Annotated in this window: 16 protein-coding genes; 8 read left to right on the forward strand and 8 right to left on the reverse strand. The window is 42.2% G+C overall.

What is annotated here, in order from left to right; all coding sequences use genetic code 11:
* Positions 1-258 precede the first annotated feature (258 nt).
* Positions 259-1284 carry a GntR family transcriptional regulator gene (locus tag FN831_RS16570; RefSeq protein WP_142529304.1) on the forward strand — a complete coding sequence of 342 codons (1026 nt, stop codon included), beginning with the start codon at positions 259-261 and terminating at the stop codon, positions 1282-1284.
* A 31-nt stretch (positions 1285-1315) separates the two neighbouring features.
* On the opposite strand, the gene FN831_RS16575 is transcribed toward FN831_RS16570, so the two are convergent.
* The 3 genes from FN831_RS16575 to FN831_RS16585 all read right to left on the reverse strand — a co-directional run bounded on the left by FN831_RS16575 (position 1316) and on the right by FN831_RS16585 (position 5256).
* A complete protein-coding gene (locus tag FN831_RS16575) occupies positions 1316-2305 on the reverse strand; it encodes an alpha/beta fold hydrolase (RefSeq protein WP_142529305.1) in 990 nt (329 codons plus the stop codon).
* A 125-nt stretch (positions 2306-2430) separates the two neighbouring features.
* Positions 2431-4752 carry a TonB-dependent receptor gene (locus FN831_RS16580; protein WP_142529306.1) on the reverse strand — a complete coding sequence of 774 codons (2322 nt, stop codon included), beginning with the start codon at positions 4750-4752 and terminating at the stop codon, positions 2431-2433.
* A 165-nt stretch (positions 4753-4917) separates the two neighbouring features.
* Positions 4918-5256, reverse strand: a complete 339-nt coding sequence (locus FN831_RS16585) for a hypothetical protein (RefSeq protein WP_142529307.1) — start codon at positions 5254-5256, stop codon at positions 4918-4920.
* Between the two features lie 160 nt (positions 5257-5416).
* Here FN831_RS16585 and FN831_RS16590 point away from each other — a divergent pair, with 160 nt between their 5' ends.
* From FN831_RS16590 to FN831_RS16605, 4 genes are all read left to right on the forward strand, one after another.
* A complete protein-coding gene (locus FN831_RS16590; protein WP_142529308.1) occupies positions 5417-6070 on the forward strand; it encodes a TetR family transcriptional regulator C-terminal domain-containing protein in 654 nt (217 codons plus the stop codon).
* A 5-nt stretch (positions 6071-6075) separates the two neighbouring features.
* Complete coding sequence (locus FN831_RS16595; protein WP_142529309.1) at positions 6076-7377, forward strand: ABC1 kinase family protein; 1302 nt, start codon at positions 6076-6078, stop codon at positions 7375-7377.
* Positions 7374-8819 (forward strand): SDR family oxidoreductase, encoded by a 1446-nt coding sequence (locus FN831_RS16600; RefSeq protein WP_142529310.1) that lies wholly within the window; start codon positions 7374-7376, stop codon positions 8817-8819. Before FN831_RS16595 ends, FN831_RS16600 begins: the two co-directional genes overlap by 4 nt.
* A 232-nt stretch (positions 8820-9051) precedes the next feature.
* Complete coding sequence (locus tag FN831_RS16605) at positions 9052-9444, forward strand: response regulator transcription factor (protein ID WP_142529311.1); 393 nt, start codon at positions 9052-9054, stop codon at positions 9442-9444.
* On the opposite strand, the gene ku is transcribed toward FN831_RS16605, so the two are convergent.
* Positions 9441-10211: a non-homologous end joining protein Ku gene (gene ku / locus FN831_RS16610; RefSeq protein ID WP_142529312.1), complete on the reverse strand. Its 771-nt coding sequence runs from the start codon at positions 10209-10211 to the stop codon at positions 9441-9443. The genes FN831_RS16605 and ku overlap by 4 nt on opposite strands.
* A 102-nt stretch (positions 10212-10313) precedes the next feature.
* Here ku and FN831_RS16615 point away from each other — a divergent pair, with 102 nt between their 5' ends.
* Positions 10314-11081: a dienelactone hydrolase family protein gene (locus tag FN831_RS16615; RefSeq protein WP_142529313.1), complete on the forward strand. Its 768-nt coding sequence runs from the start codon at positions 10314-10316 to the stop codon at positions 11079-11081.
* A 29-nt stretch (positions 11082-11110) separates the two neighbouring features.
* Here FN831_RS16615 and hisS read toward each other — a convergent pair whose 3' ends face one another.
* The 3 genes from hisS to pdhA form a co-directional block, all read right to left on the reverse strand.
* Complete coding sequence (hisS, locus tag FN831_RS16620) at positions 11111-12502, reverse strand: histidine--tRNA ligase (RefSeq protein WP_142529314.1); 1392 nt, start codon at positions 12500-12502, stop codon at positions 11111-11113.
* Positions 12503-12576: 74 nt separating this feature from the next.
* Positions 12577-14238, reverse strand: coding sequence for a pyruvate dehydrogenase complex dihydrolipoamide acetyltransferase (locus FN831_RS16625; RefSeq protein WP_142529315.1), 1662 nt, complete (start codon positions 14236-14238; stop codon positions 12577-12579).
* 29 nt (positions 14239-14267) lie between these two features.
* Positions 14268-15263 carry a pyruvate dehydrogenase (acetyl-transferring) E1 component subunit alpha gene (pdhA, locus tag FN831_RS16630; protein ID WP_090555553.1) on the reverse strand — a complete coding sequence of 332 codons (996 nt, stop codon included), beginning with the start codon at positions 15261-15263 and terminating at the stop codon, positions 14268-14270.
* A 234-nt stretch (positions 15264-15497) separates the two neighbouring features.
* Between pdhA and FN831_RS16635 the strand changes: the two genes are divergently transcribed.
* Positions 15498-16049, forward strand: coding sequence for a C40 family peptidase (locus tag FN831_RS16635; protein WP_142529316.1), 552 nt, complete (start codon positions 15498-15500; stop codon positions 16047-16049).
* Between the two features lie 81 nt (positions 16050-16130).
* A complete protein-coding gene (locus FN831_RS16640; RefSeq protein ID WP_246101587.1) occupies positions 16131-17261 on the forward strand; it encodes a CapA family protein in 1131 nt (376 codons plus the stop codon).
* On the opposite strand, the gene FN831_RS16645 is transcribed toward FN831_RS16640, so the two are convergent.
* Entirely contained in the window at positions 17258-17443 is a 186-nt protein-coding gene (locus FN831_RS16645) for a hypothetical protein (protein WP_142529317.1), read from the reverse strand. The genes FN831_RS16640 and FN831_RS16645 overlap by 4 nt on opposite strands.
* Between the last annotated feature and the right edge of the window lie 37 nt (positions 17444-17480).

A 17480-nucleotide genomic window follows, 5' to 3' on the forward strand; every position in this document is an offset into this window, starting at 1 on the left:
GTGTCAAAAAAGTGACCTGTAGCATCCTGACAACCGTCCTGTACAGTTATGGAAAATACACGTTAACAGACTACTAAACAATGTGTTATCTTTTTTTAAAAAGATATAAATTGATATAGTTTATCTCTCAAATAAATTATACCTTGAACTATTATTTAAAAAAATAATAAACCAAATAGATGTACTGTATGAAATCTGCTATAGCGCGGCCGCGCTGAAAGGATTTATTATTCACGAAAGACTAAAACCTTTTATCACATGAAGACAAATATGTTTTGTGATTGTATTGATGAATATTCTGCTACCCCGAAGTACCTGCAGCTCTCCCGGCTGGTGATCAAAGCCATCGAACAGGGGAAATTAAAGATGGACAGTATGCTCCCCTCCATCAATGAAGTGAGCTGCAATCTGGAATTATCACGGGATACAGCAGAAAAGGGCTATCGTTACCTCAAAAAGAAAGGCATCATCAATTCCGTACCGGGAAAAGGCTACTACATCACCAATACAAATTTTAAGCAGCAGCTGAAGGTATTTCTGCTGTTTAATAAACTCAGTGCACATAAAAAGATTATTTATGACGCCTTTATCGCCACCCTGGGCCAGGATGTTACGGTAGACTTTTATATCTATAACAACAACTTCAGCCTGTTCAAACATTTCCTGGCCAACCAGAAGGACGATTATTCACATTATGTAATTATTCCTCATTTTATAGACGACGACGGCTTTGCAAGGGATGTGATCAACCTGCTGCCAAAACACAAACTGGTGATGCTGGACAAGCTGCTGCCAGGTATAGAGGGTGAATATGCAGCTGCCTATGAAAACTTTGAACAGAATATCTATAATGCCCTGGAGCAGGCGCTGGCCCCACTGAGCAAGTACCATACGATCAAGATTATTTTTCCAAAACAGAGCTATTTCCCAAAGGAGATCCTGAAAGGTTTTATCAGGTTTTGCCAGCAATATGCCTTTACACATCAGGTGGTGAACAATATTTCTATTGAACCGATTAACTCAGGAGAAGTGTTTATCAATTTGATGGAAGATGACCTGGTTGTACTGCTGGAGCGCCTGATCAGTCTGGGGTCTACAATAGGAAAGGACGTAGGGGTAATTTCCTATAATGAGACACCATTGAAAAAGATACTGGTGAACGGGATCTCTACAATTTCGACTGATTTCAGCTTTATGGGCAATGCAGCAGCAAACCTGATCCTGGATAATTCGAGAAGACACATAGAAGTACCTTTCTATTTTACGAAGCGTGCAAGCTTATAAAAAAACCGCTGTGCATAGCGGTTTTTATTTATTAAAGCCCGCCTAACAGCGCCACAATAAACTCTGTGGAAACTTCTACATGCGGGATATGTCCGCAGCCGTCAAATTCTATCAGCTTTGCTTTAGGGATACGGGCAGCAGTCTGTTTTCCGAGCAACTTGTATTGTCCGTGAGCGGCCTGCAGTTCCGGGCTGAGCAATCCTTTTCCTACAATGGTTTTATCTTCTTTGCCGATAAACAAGATTGTAGGCACAGTAATGTTCTGCAACTCATACAGTACCGGCTGTTCATAAATCATTGTGAATGTCATGGCCGCTACTTTTGCATAGCGCGGGAAATCGGCACTGCCGGTTACACCAGCTCCTATACTTACCAGCTCATCGTACTCCGGCTTCCATACTGTAAAATACGAGCTTTGATAATATTTTTTGATACTTTCCGCAGTAGCCTTCAGTTCTGTTTTGTATTGCTCTTCTGTCGTGGTGTATGGCACAAACTGCCTGTAGTCTTCCAGACCTATCGGATCTTCAAGCAACAGCTTTTCTGTAGTTTGCGGATACATGAGGGCAAATCTGGTGGCCAGCATACCGCCCATAGAATGGCCAAGTATATTTGCTTTTTGAATCCCCAGGGTATCCAATAAGGCTTTATTCCATCTCGCCATCTGGTGAAAGCTGTAATGGATAAATGCTTTCGATGATTTACCAAATCCAATCTGGTCAGGAACCACTACCCTGAAACCCCTGCCGGTTAAAGCCTTGATTACATTTGTCCAGTAATAACCGCCAAAGTTCTTTCCATGAAATAAGACTACTGTTCTTCCATTTGCATTTTGAGTGGGCGCGATATCCATATAAGCCATACGTATATCCTGTCCTTCGGTATGGATAGGAAAGAACTTTACGGGATAAGGGTATTTGATATTTTCGAGTGTGATAGAAAGCGTATCAGTCTTCTGGGCAGACGCAGACAGCATAAAACAAAATAACAGGAAAGATGAAACTAGAAGTTTTCTGAACATAGGGTTTTAATTTTCCTCTATGAAACATGCACAGAAGGATAAGTTTCTAAAATTAACGATTATTTACAACAAAGCCCCGTTCCTTTTTAAAGAAACGGGGCTTAAAATGGCGGAATTGATCTAGTCTATTTTTTTAATGTAAAAGGAATATTCACACCAAATGTGATATTACGTCCCATATTATAGATCCCCAGTGTAGGATCTTCATCACTTAATCTGCCCGGTTTAAAACGGCTTAAATGATCATAATAAGCTTTGTTCAGCAGATTTTTACCCGCTGCATAAATCGTGATCACCTGATCTTTGCTTAGCTTCAGGGTAGTTCCGATAGCGGCATTTAAAAGGGTATAGCCCGCAGTAGGTTGCTCAAAGCTGTCAATTTTACTCTGTCTCCAGAAGTTATCTATACCAACAGAAACATACGAATGTGAGGTTCCTGCTATCTTTGGTTCAAAACGCAGTTCGTTACGCAAAGCAGCAGCCGGGGTAAACGGAAGCGACTCTTTGGTAGTGCGGTTTGTTGCCCTGGTATAAGAGAAGCTATTTTCAAAATGGATCAGGCTAACCGGGTGTAAAGTTAATGTAGCTTCTATCCCGCGCAGAAAAGCATCGTCCTGAACAAAGTTGTATACAGGGTAATCTCTGCCATCTACATCAATGTTCTGACCATTTGTACTGTAATAAATATAGTTGTTGATGATATTGGCAAAAGCACCCAGGCTTGTACTTACATACTGGTTCTGGTATTCAAAAGAAGCGTCGGCCTGGTAACTTTGTTCCGGTTTAAGATCCGGATTACCCAACTCATAGCGGAAAGCACCTTCATGTACGCCATTAGCTGATAGCTCTGCGATGTTTGGTGCCCTGAATGCGCTTCCTGCGTTGGCCTTAAAGCTGAATGCCTCATTAAATTCATGTGTATAACCCAGGGCCCCGGTAACGTGCGAGAATTTATTGTCAAAAGCACTGAACTGTGAGTCGCCGTCAAAGGCTTTACCAGTCATTTTTCTGTAGTCGAAACGGATACCCGCATTAAAGGTATCGTTATCCCATGTTTTTTTTACATAGGCAAATCCACCTGCGGCTTGTGAATCATAATCAGGGATCAGCTGTTCGGCACCGGTAGTATTGATACTGTGCATAAATTCTCCTGATGCACCCAATACTGGGGCCCATCCGTTTACTTCCTTAAATGAGTATTTAAGGTCGTAGCTGTAAGTATAACTGTTGAGGAATAGAGCCAGTCCGTCATCTCCTGCGCCTTCGAGTTCCCTGCGAAGGTTATGCTGATAACCCAGCGTAGCTTTTAAACTACCATCGCCTAAAAGGATATTACTGTTCAGCGCAATTTTGTAATGGCGGACATCCTGTTTTGGGTAGGCCAGTGTCCTGTCTTTATTCTGTGCATCGGTAAAAGTATTGCCGTCGTCATCTACCAGCGCGCCTGCGTCATTTCTCACAGGCTCATAAAAGCCAATATTGGTACGAAAGCTGGACGCATCCAAATGTGCATATCCCCATTTTTTATTTAAGCCGATCTGTCCTTCAAAGTTTGTTTCATTAAAGCCCGAATTTGGAACAAATTCAGTTGGGGTTTTATAAGAGTAGGCATTTTTGTATGATCCGCGCACTTTATATATAAACCCGTTCTCGTTGCCCTGCAGCATCAGTGAACTTCCGGTCAGCCCGTTGTTGGTAGCATAATTGGTCAGGAATTCTCCCCTCAGTGTACCGTCCGGTGCAGGCAGCCCGTCAAGGATATTGATTACCCCGCCTAATGCGTCGGAGCCATACATTAAACTGGCCGGGCCTTTCAGTACCTCCACATGGTCGGCACTGTACTGATCAATTTCAATACCGTGCTCATCGCCCCACTGCTGCCCCTGTTGTTTTACACCGTCACTTACTGTAACCACACGGTTATAGCTTAATCCGCGGATAACTGGTTTGGAGATACCCGGGCCTGTAGTAACCTGGGCTACTCCCGGTACGCGGGAGATCGCATCAATCAGGTTTGTAGAAGGATGATACAGGAGATCGGCCTTGCTCACCGCAGAAACGGAAGTACTGTTTTTGCGGTTATCTGAACTTGAAGCAGATCCGGTAATCACTACTTCCCTTCCTTCAATCACGCTCGCCTGTAAAGCAAAGTTAAGCGCGCCGGCATTTGCAAGATCAACAGATTGTGTGATGGTCCTGTACCCGATATAGCTTACCTGAACGAGGAAGCGTCCGCGTGCAGGGATATTTTTGATAACGAATTCTCCATTTTGGTTGGTAATTGCAGAACTGCGCAGGTCGGGAATAGAAATAGCTGCGCCTGGCAGAGGTGACTGTGTTTGTGCATCAGTAATCCTGCCCCTGAACTCTGTCTGTGCGGCAGCGGATGTAACATTGAAAGTAAAAACGGAGATGAGTACAACTAAAAATAGAAGTATCTTTTTCATATATATTTATATTTTCGCCAATGGCCTGCAACGCTATTGATGGTTAGAGCTATTGCAAAATCCTATTAGCACATGATTTCATTTGTGTGTAATTTACTGAAGGCCAAATAGGTATTCAGCAGATGCCTGTGCTGTAAAACACAGACCTGTTTATTTGGAATGAGATCAGGCTATCGGGGGGCCGCGTAGAGAAGTGCCTCTTAAAGCAGTATAACTTGCAGTAATCAAAACATAAGTTTTGATCAGCAATATACTTCTGGACTTCAGCTCAAAGGAATGGGTACTTGTTAAATAATCTTTTTCAAAGTGTGCAGAACAGATCAGGCAGTTATGGGATTCATTGCCAATATGCGTCTTGTGCATACACATCTTACCATATTTGGCGCAATCGTTCTGCTCCTCCTCATGATGATGAAGAGTACTCCAGGGAATGAGTGCTATGGCAAATACCCACAGCATACAAACCGCAAAGGCCTGTTGAATATGTAAGCGTTTCTTTTTCAATTGATCTGTAAAAGTAAGTAAATAAGGATCATTCGTGTAATTATAAAGTAACAAAGCCTTTATAAAACCTTTTAAATTACAAATAGCGTATATGTATCTACTTATGGCATAGTAACTGTACGCCATTTAGCAGATATTTCTAAAATCAAATACAAATTATATGGCAACGTCTCAGCAAATAAAAACTGGCTATATCGATTACGTACTTACACATGACGAGCAGCCAAAATCTGTTTACAGTTTTGTGAAAAAACTGAAAATCACAGAATCTGAATTTTATCAGTTCTATGCCTCATTTGAAAGTATTGAGAAGCTGATTTGGGCAGACCTTACAGTGGATACGATAGATACAATACAGCAGCAGGAAGTGTGGGCACAGTATTCTTCGCGTGACAGGATGCTTTCGTTCTTTTACAGTTATGTAGAAGTGCTGAAAAAACACAGGAGCTTTATCGTTTACAGCCTGAAACAGCATTCTGCCAAATTTGCCACACCGTCAGTATTATCTGGCGTAAAACCAATATTCGAAAATTTTGCCGAAGAGCTGATCAGCGAAGGAGTGGAAAACGGGGAACTGGCCGACCGTAAATTCCTGACCAAAAGATATAAAGACGCATTATGGATCCAGTTTGCCTTTATTCTTAATTTCTGGGTGAATGACGACAGTACAGGATTTGAAAAAACCGACGAAGCCATTGAAAAAGGCATTAACGTAACCTTCGATCTGTTTCAGCGCTCCCCTCTCGATAACTTGTTTGAGTATGGAAAGTTCTTGTCGAGAAACAGCAGGTTTACAGAAAAAATGAGGAAATAGAGCATATGAACGAACAGAACAGTATCCCTGTTACCAAAGCTGAGCGATCAGCTAAATTTGTAAAAACGGGTTTCCAGATTGGCGGCAATTATATCAAACATTACTCCAAGAAACTTTTTAACCCCGAGATGGGAAGGGATGAACTCAATGAAGATAATGCTACAGACATTTATAAATCATTGAGCGAACTGAAAGGAAGCGCGTTGAAAATTGCGCAAATGCTCAGTATGGATAAGAACATCCTGCCCAAATCGTATGTCGACAAATTTACACAGTCACAATACAACGCACCTCCGCTCTCAGGACCGCTGATTGTGCGGACATTTACCAAAAACTTTGGTAAAACCCCCGAAGCAATTTATGACAAATTCAATATTGTCTCCACCAATGCTGCTTCGATAGGCCAGGTACACCAGGCTGAACTGAAAGGGAAAAAGTTAGCAGTGAAGATCCAGTACCCGGGCGTTGGCGACAGTATTTCTTCGGACCTGAAACTGGTAAAACCTTTTGCCTTCCGTTTACTCGGGATGAGCGAAAAAGAACTGAATATCTATATCAAAGAAGTAGAGGAAAGACTGCTGGAAGAAACAGACTACGAACTGGAGGTACGCCGCTCGATAGAAATCACAGAAGCTTGTAAAGTACTCGATAATGTGGTTTTCCCAACTTATTATCCCGAATTGTCGGGCAAACGGATTATCACAATGGACTGGATAGAGGGGCTCCACTTAAAGGAGTTCCTGCAAACAAATCCATCACAGGAACTGCGCAATAAGATTGGCCAGGCACTGTGGGATTTCTATAATTTCCAGCAGCATGAGCTCAGGGCTGTACATGCAGATCCTCATCCGGGGAACTTTATGATCACACCGGACGAGAAGCTTGGGGTAATCGACTTTGGCTGTATCAAGGAAATGCCGGCCGACTTTTACGATCCTTTCTTTTCACTGATCTCGTCTGACGTGGTGAACGACAAACAAAAAACAATCGAAGCCTTCAGAAAACTGGATATGATCCATACCGGCGATACCCCGGCACAGATAGAATTTTATTACAAAGCATATCTGGAGATGATCCAGCTTTTTGCAAAGCCTTATCTCAGCAGCACCTTTGATTTTAGTGAGCCGGAGTTCTTCGCCAAACTTTATGCTTATGGAGAAAAGATCGCGAAGATGCCTGAATTTAAACAGGCGCGTGGTGTAAAACACTTTATCTATGTAAACAGGACCAACTTTGGCCTGTATACGATACTACAGGAATTAAAAGCGGTTGTACGCACAGATACCTTTAAACCCCATGTTGCATGAGGATCCTGCTAACTGGCGCCAATGGCTATATCGGCACACGCCTCTTACCGGTCCTGCTGGAAGAGGGACATGATGTAGTTTGTATGGTGCGCGACAAGCGCCGTTTTGCCGCGGAATCAGATTTTGGGGATAAGGTGAAAATTATCACTGGTGACCTGCTTAAACCGGAGACATTGGAAAACATTCCGGATGACATTGATGCCGCCTATTACCTGGTGCATTCCATGTCGTCTGGCGGTAGTGAATTCTCAGAACAGGAGTTTGAATCGGCCATGCATTTTGTAAAGGCAATTCAGAAAACATCCTGCAGACAGATTATTTACCTGACCGGAATTGTCAATGATGAAGATCTTTCCAAACATTTGACCTCGCGCTTAGCCGTAGAAAAAGAATTAAAGAAATCAGGAATAGCCTACACGATCTTACGTGCCGCGATTATCATCGGATCAGGAAGTGCCTCCTTTGAGATTATCCGTGATCTTACAGAAAAACTGCCGGTAATGGTTGCGCCCAAATGGGTAAATACCAGGTGCCAGCCTATCGGTATACGTGATGTGCTGGGTTACCTGAGCGGCATACTGATGAATGAAAAAGCTTTTAATGAGACTTTTGATATCGGTGGACCGGATATCCTTACCTATAAAGAAATGATGCTGCAGTATGCCAGATCACGCGGATTAAAGCGCTGGATTTTTACTGTACCAGTACTTACGCCGCGATTATCGTCACTGTGGCTAAACCTGGTAACCACCGTACCGTATTCCCTGGCCCGCAGCCTGGTAGACAGTATGAAAAATGAAGTGGTCTGCAAAGATGACCATATCAAAGAAGTAGTGCCAAGAACATGTTTCAACTATATGGAAACCCTTAAGCTCGCCTTTGAGAAGATTGAACAGCACTCTATCGTATCGAGCTGGAAGGATGCGTTAAACAGGGGATACCTGGATACATCATTCATGGATCAGGTAAAAGTACCGCAAAAAGGTACACTTGAATACAAAGTAAAAATGCCATTTGAAAGAAAAGCTGAGGAGGTTTTTGAAAACATCTGGGGTATAGGAGGCAGCAGGGGCTGGTATTATCTGGATTGGCTATGGAATCTACGGGGCTTTCTTGATAAGTTATTCGGGGGCGTAGGCACCAGAAGAGGACGCACCAGCAATGTTACTTTACAGGCCGGTGATGTACTGGATTTCTGGAGGGTGCTTCTGGCAGACAGAAAAAATACAAGGCTGTTGTTGTATGCGGAAATGAAAGTACCGGGTGAGGCATGGCTTGAGCTGAAGATCATCAGCTACCACGGGAAATCTTATCTTCTTCAGGTGGCTACATTCAGGCCCTCAGGATTATGGGGCAGGTTGTACTGGTATTCCATGTATCCTTTCCATTTGGTACTTTTTAAAGGTATGGCCAAACAAATTACCACCTATCGACCAAAATAAAAAGGAGTATAGTCGCCACAACTATACCCCCTATTCTAACCTAAAAACTTATATATAAGACAGTAGTAAACTCAAAAGGTTTGAATGGTTTACAATTAATTCCACCTAAACGTGTAATTTCAAAATCGAACAAGTCATATTGTCTCATAAAAGTCTTTTGTTTATAATAATTTTGAAATATGTAAACATAATCCATATAGATAAATATATTTGTAGACAAATTTTTAATGCTTTGGACATACTTCCACCATCCTGTAAAAACGTACTTGTAATTGAAGATAATCACGCCATTCTGGATGTGATCACTTTAATCCTGCAAAGCGAATCTTATAAAGTGACGGGCTTGAACAAAAGTGCTGATATGATGATCCATATTGAGCAATTTAAGCCTGATCTCATCATTTTAGATATCATGCTACCGGATGGTGACGGGCGTGATTTATTAAAAGCAATACGTTCTGACGCCAGTACAGCAGATATACCTGTACTGATGATATCGGCACGATATACCGCAGAAAATGTGCAGCATGGAGAATTCAAACCAAATGGCTTTCTGGCAAAACCATTTGATATTGATGATCTTCTGGACCGGATTGAAGGAATCCTGGCCGGTAAAATATATTAGGCTCCTTTTCTTTTGTCGAGGCTCTGCATCAGCTGGGTATAAAGATCGTCGCTGACTTCTTCTCTTGGTTTCAGTTTTTTAACAGTTGCCCTTTTACCTTTAGCCTTGGCTTTGATAATCTTCAGCAGATCTGTACTGTATTCGTCTTTAAAACTCTCAATATTAAACTCAGATGTAAACTGCTTGATTAATGCCAGGCCCATATCCAGTTCTTTTTTAGTAACCGTGCTGGATTCAGGCACTTCGAGTTCATCATATCCCCTTACTTCCTGCTGAAAGCGAATTTTGGTGACCACAAGTACATCACCCAGCGGATGGATTACGCATAAATTCTCGGTATTTCTAAAGACGAAGCGCGCCACTCCTGCTTTGCCGGATTTTACCAGTGCTTTTAATAAAAGGGCATAAGCCTTTTTACCCTGCTTCTCTGGCTCTGCATAGTAAGAGATCTCGTAATAAATCGGGTTGATATCATTGATATTCACAAAATTCTCCAGTTCGATCATCTTGGTCTTTTCCGGACTGGCGTCTTCAAAGTCGTGCTCATCCAAAATTACGTACTGGTCTTTTACAAGATATCCTTTTACGATTTTATCATAAGGCACTTCTTTGTTTGTATTTTCATTCACTCTTTTAAACTTGATGTGGGCATGATCCTTGCTATCCAGCATATCCAGGTCAAGATGACTGCTTTGTACAGCAGAATAGAGTTTTATCGGTATATTCACCAGTCCGAATCCAATAGATCCTCTCCAGAGTGTTCTCATAATCAATAGATTTTATCTTTTTAACAACAGGGTTTATCATTTGTTTGGGAGGCTTTGGAGCAAACATTGCAAATTCAATATTGTTATACCCCTAAAAATTACATGAAAACAATACTTACTATCGCATTTGCGCTCATCGTTTCGCTCAGCTCGGCACAGCTCAAACCTGTATCCTATCAGGATGGCAGCCAGAAATTAAATGGTTTTTCTATTGCTCCTGCCAGGGGGAATATGAAGAAAGCCGGTATCCTCATTCTGCCTGCCTGGATGGGAATTGATGCCCATTCAAAAAGAGTTGCAGCACAGTTATCGCAATCAGGCTACCACGCATTTATAGCAGATATTTATGGTGAAGGCAATTATCCTGCTGATGTCAAAGCAGCAGGTGCAAAGGCAGGTTATTATAAAAAGAATATTGCAGCATATCATCAGCGTATCAAACTGGCGATGCAGGAACTGATCAAATCCGGAGCTGATGCCTCAAGGATTGTTGTGATCGGTTATTGTTTTGGTGGCACAGGAGCTTTAGAAGCTGCCAGGGAGAACTTCCCGGTTAAGGGTATTGTTTCCTTCCATGGCGGACTGGACCGCGACAGTACACGTACGATTAATCCAATTAAACCACAGGTACTGGTATTGCATGGCGCAGATGATCCGTATGCTCCGGTTCCGGTAATACTGGCCTTTCAGAAAGAGATGAGAACAGCTAAGGCCGACTGGCAGATGATCTATTATGCAAATGCTGTCCATTCATTTACAGAGGCTGAAGCGGGGAATGATAATTCCAAGGGCGCAGCTTATAATGAACTTGCAGATAAAAGATCATGGAAACATATGATGATGTTCCTTGATGAAGTATTAGCCAATTAATGGCTAATACTTAAAAGATATAGAGTATGCTATTGTTGTGCTTTTAATAAGTCAACGATAGCATCTTTTGAAAGCTTTTCCTGCTCACCGGTGTGCATGTTTTTTAAAGTAAGAATTCCGCTTTGTATTTCATCGCTTCCAATAAGAACCACATAAGGTATAGATTTATCATCGGCATAGCTCATCTGCTTTTTAAGCTTCGCTGATGAAGGATAAAGTTCTGCGGCAACACCTGCTTCCCTTAACTGCTGTAAAAGCGGCAGCGCATACAATTCTGCCTCTCTGTCGAAATTACTGATCAGCACCTTTGTTCCTGCAGCTGCAGATTCTGGGAAGAGGTTAACTTCCTGCATCACATCATAGATCCTGTCGGCCCCAAAAGAGATCCCTACACCGGTAAGGCCTTTCAAACCAAACATACCCGTAAGGTCATCATAACGGCCACCGCCCCCGATACTGCCCATGGCAGCCTCATTGGTTTTTACTTCATAGATACAGCCTGTATAATAGTTTAGTCCGCGTGCCAGGGTGATATCCAGTTCCAGATCTGGTTTTTTCAGTTTGCTGTCAGAGAGCAGTCCTGCAACGTAAGAAAATACCGTTTCGATTTCTTCAATGCCTTTTAAACCTGTTGCAGAAGCTGACAGCACTTGTTTCAGACTGCTCAGTTTCTCTTCATTTGTACCCTGCAGCAGGATTACCGGCTTTAACTTGTCAATATCCTGTTCAGTAAATCCTCTTTCGATCAGTTCTTTGGTTACGCCCTCAAAACCGATCTTATCCAGTTTATCAATGGCTACGGTCATATCCACGATCAGTTCAGGCTTACCTATGATCTCGGCGATGCCGGAAAGGATTTTTCGGTTATTGATCTTAATGGTAAAGTCCGTCATGCCAAGGTTGCTTAACGCTTCCTGATAAATCAGCACAAATTCTGCTTCATTCAGCAGACTTTCTGAGCCTACCACATCAACATCACATTGGTAAAACTCGCGGTATCTTCCTTTCTGCGGACGGTCGGCACGCCATACCGGCTGCACCTGAAAGCGCTTAAAAGGTAATGCAATATCATTCTGGTGCATCACCACATAACGTGCAAACGGCACAGTGAGGTCATAGCGCAATGCTTTTTCGCTGATGGAAGAGATCAGTGCATTGGAGTTCATCGCAGACAGATGATTTGCATTTGCTTTGGAAAGATAGTCTCCGGAATTCAGGATCTTAAAAATCAGTTTGTCGCCTTCATCACCGTATTTCCCTGTAAGGGTAGAGAGATTTTCCATTGAGGGAGTTTGTATCTCCGCATAACCATATTTCTTAAATACCTTTTTAATCGTATCAAAAATGTAGTTACGTTTCACCATTTCCTGGGGTGAAAAATCACGGGTTCCTTTGGCTAAGGACGGTTTAATATTAGACATGACTGCAAAAGTACAAAAACTAAAAGGCATAAAAAAAGCTGCCGAAGCAGCTTTTTAATTATTTCATCGATTTATTAAACCAATAATCTCACTGGTTCTTCCATCAAAGCTTTAAATGTTTGCAGGAATGCAGCACCTGTAGCTCCGTCAACCGTACGGTGATCACAGCTCAAAGTAACTTTCATCACATTTCCCGGAACTACAGCACCATTTTTAACAACCGGCACCTGTGATATTCCTCCGATTGCAAGGATACAGGAATCTGGCGTATTAATGATTGCAGTAAATTCATCAATTCCGAACATACCCAGGTTAGATACGGTGAATGTAGAACCTTCCCAGTCAGACGGCTGCAGTTTTTTAGCTTTTGCACGTTGTGCAAAGTCTTTCACTTCAGCAGAAATGCGTGACAATGATTTACCATCAGCAAAACGAACAACCGGAACAAGCAGGCCATCTTCAACAGCGATTGCCACACCAATGTTCACATGCTCATTGTAGCGGATCACATCACCTCTCCATGAAGAGTTCACATTTGGATGTTGTTTTAACGCAACAGCAACTGCTTTTACAACCAGGTCGTTAAATGATAATTTCACCGGAGAGAACTCATTCATTTTGCCCCGTGCAGCAATTGCAGCATCCATATCAATACTCATTGTAAGATAGAAATGCGGTGCTGTAAACAGACTTTCAGATAAACGTTTTGCAATTACTTTACGCATTTGCGATACTGGTTTCTCTGTAAATTTCTCTTCACCTATGTAAGCAGCCAGAACCGGTGCTGCTTTTTCTGCAGGTGCAGCAGATCCTTCAGCAGCTTTTGCAGGAGCAGCAGGCTTAAAGTTCTCTATATCTTTTTTGATGATACGTCCACCGTCAGCACTACCTGAAACCTGTGAAAGATCAATTCCTTTATCTTTTGCGATTTTTTTAGCCAGCGGAGATGCTTTTAAACGGGCACCGTCAGTGGCTGCAGGAGCCGGAGCTTCTTCTGATTTTGATTCAGCAGCAGGAGCAGCTGTTTCTTTAACAGGAGCGTCAGCAGTTTTATCAGCAACCGGTTTCGCAGGCGCATCGCCCTGGTTCAGTATTCCACTGATGTCAAATCCTTCAGGACCAACAATCGCGATAATACCGTTTACTTTTGCAGCAGCACCTTTCTCTACACCAATGTGAAGTAAAGTTCCGTCTGCATAGCCCATTACTTCCATAGTTGCCTTATCAGTTTCTACGTCAGCCAGGATATCATCATTTTTAACTTTATCACCTACTTTTTTATGCCATTCAGCAATTACGCCTTCAGTCATGGTATCGCTTAACAAAGGCATACGCACAACCGTTACACCTGCTTTTTCCAGGTCTGCATCTGTTAACGCAGCGCCGGCAGCTTCAGCTTTTGGTGCTTCTTTTTCTTCAGCAGGTTTTTCCGCAGGCGCTTCTTCCTTTGCAGGAGCAGCAGAACCTTCAGCATCCAGAGCAGCTTTGTAATCTTCTCCTTCTTTACCTATAACAGCAATAACTGCATCTACAGGAACGGCTTTACCTTCTTCTACACCGATAAACAGCATCACACCATCCCAGTAAGATTCAAGGTCCATGGTCGCTTTATCAGTTTCCACTTCAGCAAGAACATCACCGCTTTTTACTTTATCGCCAACTTTTTTGTGCCACTTAGCCATCACCCCTTCGGTCATGGTGTCGCTCATTTTGGGCATTTTAACTACTTCAGCCATTCTATATTTTATATTGAAAGAGTTCTAAATTAATCCATGATATATGGATAGTCGGATTGTACGTATACATCAGTATATAATTCTGATGCTTCTGGCCAAGGAGACTCTTCGGCAAATTTAACGGAGTGATCAACAGTCTCTTTCACTTTAGCTTCGATTTCTTCAAACCAGGCTTCGTCAGCATACTTTTCTTTCAGTATTACTTCTCTCACCTGCTCAATCGGATCTTTAGCTTTATATTCTTCTAATTCGTCTTTTGTACGATATTTAGCCGGGTCAGACATAGAGTGTCCTCTGTAACGGTAAGTTCTCATTTCCAAAAATGTTGGTCCTTCGCCATTACGTGCGCGCTGAGCAGCTTCATCCATTGCATTGTGAACAGCAACAGGATCCATTCCATCAACCGGAGCACATGGCATATCAAAACCTAAACCGATTTTGTATATCTCTGTCATGTTTGTAGTACGCTCTACAGAAGTTCCCATTGCATAACCATTGTTCTCGCAAACAAAGATTACCGGAAGTTTCCATAACATCGCCATATTGAAGGTTTCGTTTAGTGCGCCCTGACGAACAGCACCATCACCCATATAGCAAACATTCAGATTGCTTGTTCCTTTATATTTTTCAGCAAATGCAATACCCGCACCAAGTGGGATCTGTCCACCAACGATTGCGTGGCCGCCATAAAAATTATGTTCTTTGCTAAACATGTGCATTGAACCACCTTTGCCTTTAGAGCATCCCGTAGCTTTACCGTACATTTCGGCCATGATACTGTCAGCACTCACTCCCAATGCCAGGGCATGGGCGTGATCACGGTAGGTAGTGATCATAGAATCTCCAGGTTGAAGGGCTGAAATTGCCCCGGCGATTACCGCCTCCTGACCAATATATAGATGACAAAAACCACGGATTTTTTGTTGTCCGTAAAGTTGACCAGTTTTCTCTTCGAATTTACGCATCAGCAACATCGACTCGAACCACTTCAGATAGGTATCCTTATTAATTTCTACTGCACTCATTTTTGGCTATTGATTTTATTTATGAGAGCAAATCTACTTTTTTATTGCAATAAATCGAAGAAATAGTAGAAAATGAACGAGATGTTTACATATTAATGTGACAAACCTGTTTTTTCCACAAATTACATTTGGATAACAAATCTGAAATACATAGTTTTGAAAAACCTGACAATAAGCCCGCAGTGGTGTAAGTTTAAGTGCAAGTACGTCTTTACCCAAACTTAAAAGTGTAACATGATAAAAAAGTTTTTGTTTTCTACCCTTATTGCCTTGTGCAGCATTACTGCTCTAAACGCACAAACAACAAAAGAAACCAACAAATTAGAAGATCCTGATAATCTAGCTTCTCAATACTTTTCCCAGGTTATGGGTGTTGCACTGGATGCGACATCAAACATTAAACTTTACAAATTCATTTACGAATGGGTTGGTGTACGTTACCAATATGGTGGCAATACCAAAAAAGGGATCGATTGCTCAGCTTTTACTAAAGCGATTTACGAGAAAGTTTTTAACACAACTTTATTGAGAAGCTCAAGAGATATCTTCAGTATGGTAGATCCCCTGGCAAAAGATGAGTTGAAAGAAGGCGATTTAGTTTTCTTTAAAATCAAAAGCTCAAGAATTACACATATCGGGATTTACCTGGGCGATCATCGTTTCGCACATGCATCTTCATCACGTGGCGTAGTAATCAGTAACCTCGACGAGCCTTATTACGCAAGACACTTCTACAGAGGAGGGCGCATTATTGAATCGGCCAAGAAAGAACTGATTGAGGAATAAATTGAAATTCTTTTTTTAGATATACAGTCCTTCTAATTATTTTAGAGGGACTTTTTTTTTATTATTTATCACCGGCATATCATGAACAGAGTTACAAAAATGACCTTTATCCGGGTAAAATATTGCTGTCAGATGCTGCTGGGTGTAGCTACTGCCCTGATATTTATCAGCTGTGCCGGCAGTACGAATGTCATAGGCCAGGTAGCTGAAACAGATACGCCAAGTGTAGCCAGAAAAGACACCATATCTATCGTTGCCGTGGGTGATATCATGCTGGGCTCCGCATACCGGTCAGCAGCAGACCTCCCACCTGATGACGCTGCAGGCAGTTTTAAGCATGTTAAATCGTACCTGAAAGGTGATGTTGTGTTCGGGAACCTTGAAGGATGTTTTTTGAATAAGGGGAGATCCACAAAATGCAAAGATACCGTAGGCAACAGTTGTTTTGCTTTCAGGATGCCGGAGCATTATGCCGCAGTTTATAAAAATGCGGGCTTTAATCTTCTGAGTACAGCGAATAACCATGTTGGCGATTTCGGCTTTGCCGGAAGAAAACGAAGCTCGGAACTTTTGGATTCCCTGCAGATCAACTATGCCGGACTAACGAGCCATCCCTATACAATTTTTGAGAAAGATAGTGTCAAATATGGTTTCTGTGCTTTTTCTCCCAATGATTTTACGCTCTCTATCACCAGTATCGACAGTGCAAAACAACTTGTTTCGTTTCTGAAACAGCGGGCAGATATTGTTATTGTTTCGTTCCATGGAGGTGGCGAAGGCGCTACGTTTGAGCATGTTCCCAGAGCCCATGAAATCTTTTATAAGGAAGACCGGGGCGATGTATACGCCTTTTCTCATGCGGTAATTGATGCGGGGGCCGACCTGGTTTTGGGACACGGGCCGCATGTTACCAGGGCTGTAGAAGTGTACAAAAACAAATTTATTGCTTACAGCCTTGGTAATTTCTGTACTTACGGACAGTTTAACCTGAACGGCCCAAATGGTTATGCGCCGCTGCTGAATATTAAGCTAAATAAGCGTGGAGACTTTCTTTACGCAGATGTGGTGTCTACCAGGCAGACAAAACTGAGCCGCCTGACGGTCGACCATAATCATACCGCTTTTAAAAAGATCGTCTCCTTAACGGATTCTGATTTCGTTGGGCACCGGTTGTCTTTTGCCAACCAGCAAATAAAAATGAAAAAAGACTAAGCTTCGTCTTTTGTATTTTTCACCAGGCTGATACCGGAAAAAAAGAATACCACACCGATCAGGCCTGCAACAAGCAGCGAACGGGTGTTATTGTCATGTTTCACAAATCCATAGCCTGTATAGATCAGGCCGATAATACCTAGTACTGTTAAAATTGTTCCGAAAGTACGTTTTACGTTCATAGTTTTTTGTTTGATTCAATGCTTTTGTTACAATATC

This window comes from Pedobacter westerhofensis (assembly GCF_900182595.1).
GTDB classification, from domain to species: Bacteria; Bacteroidota; Bacteroidia; order Sphingobacteriales; family Sphingobacteriaceae; genus Pedobacter; species Pedobacter westerhofensis.

What these genes read in the sequence shown, in the direction of transcription:
- FN831_RS16570 (WP_142529304.1), top strand. Translation starts at nt 259, where the DNA reads ATGAAGACAAATATGTTTTGTGATTGTATTGATGAATATTCTGCTACC.
- FN831_RS16575 (WP_142529305.1), bottom strand. Translation starts at nt 2,305, where the DNA reads ATGTTCAGAAAACTTCTAGTTTCATCTTTCCTGTTATTTTGTTTTATG.
- FN831_RS16580 (WP_142529306.1), bottom strand. Translation starts at nt 4,752, where the DNA reads ATGAAAAAGATACTTCTATTTTTAGTTGTACTCATCTCCGTTTTTACT.
- FN831_RS16590 (WP_142529308.1), top strand. Translation starts at nt 5,417, where the DNA reads ATGGCAACGTCTCAGCAAATAAAAACTGGCTATATCGATTACGTACTT.
- FN831_RS16595 (WP_142529309.1), top strand. Translation starts at nt 6,076, where the DNA reads ATGAACGAACAGAACAGTATCCCTGTTACCAAAGCTGAGCGATCAGCT.
- FN831_RS16600 (WP_142529310.1), top strand. Translation starts at nt 7,374, where the DNA reads ATGAGGATCCTGCTAACTGGCGCCAATGGCTATATCGGCACACGCCTC.
- ku (WP_142529312.1), bottom strand. Translation starts at nt 10,211, where the DNA reads ATGAGAACACTCTGGAGAGGATCTATTGGATTCGGACTGGTGAATATA.
- FN831_RS16615 (WP_142529313.1), top strand. Translation starts at nt 10,314, where the DNA reads ATGAAAACAATACTTACTATCGCATTTGCGCTCATCGTTTCGCTCAGC.
- hisS (WP_142529314.1), bottom strand. Translation starts at nt 12,502, where the DNA reads ATGTCTAATATTAAACCGTCCTTAGCCAAAGGAACCCGTGATTTTTCA.
- FN831_RS16625 (WP_142529315.1), bottom strand. Translation starts at nt 14,238, where the DNA reads ATGGCTGAAGTAGTTAAAATGCCCAAAATGAGCGACACCATGACCGAA.
- pdhA (WP_090555553.1), bottom strand. Translation starts at nt 15,263, where the DNA reads ATGAGTGCAGTAGAAATTAATAAGGATACCTATCTGAAGTGGTTCGAG.
- FN831_RS16635 (WP_142529316.1), top strand. Translation starts at nt 15,498, where the DNA reads ATGATAAAAAAGTTTTTGTTTTCTACCCTTATTGCCTTGTGCAGCATT.
- FN831_RS16640 (WP_246101587.1), top strand. Translation starts at nt 16,131, where the DNA reads ATGAACAGAGTTACAAAAATGACCTTTATCCGGGTAAAATATTGCTGT.
- FN831_RS16645 (WP_142529317.1), bottom strand. Translation starts at nt 17,443, where the DNA reads ATGAACGTAAAACGTACTTTCGGAACAATTTTAACAGTACTAGGTATT.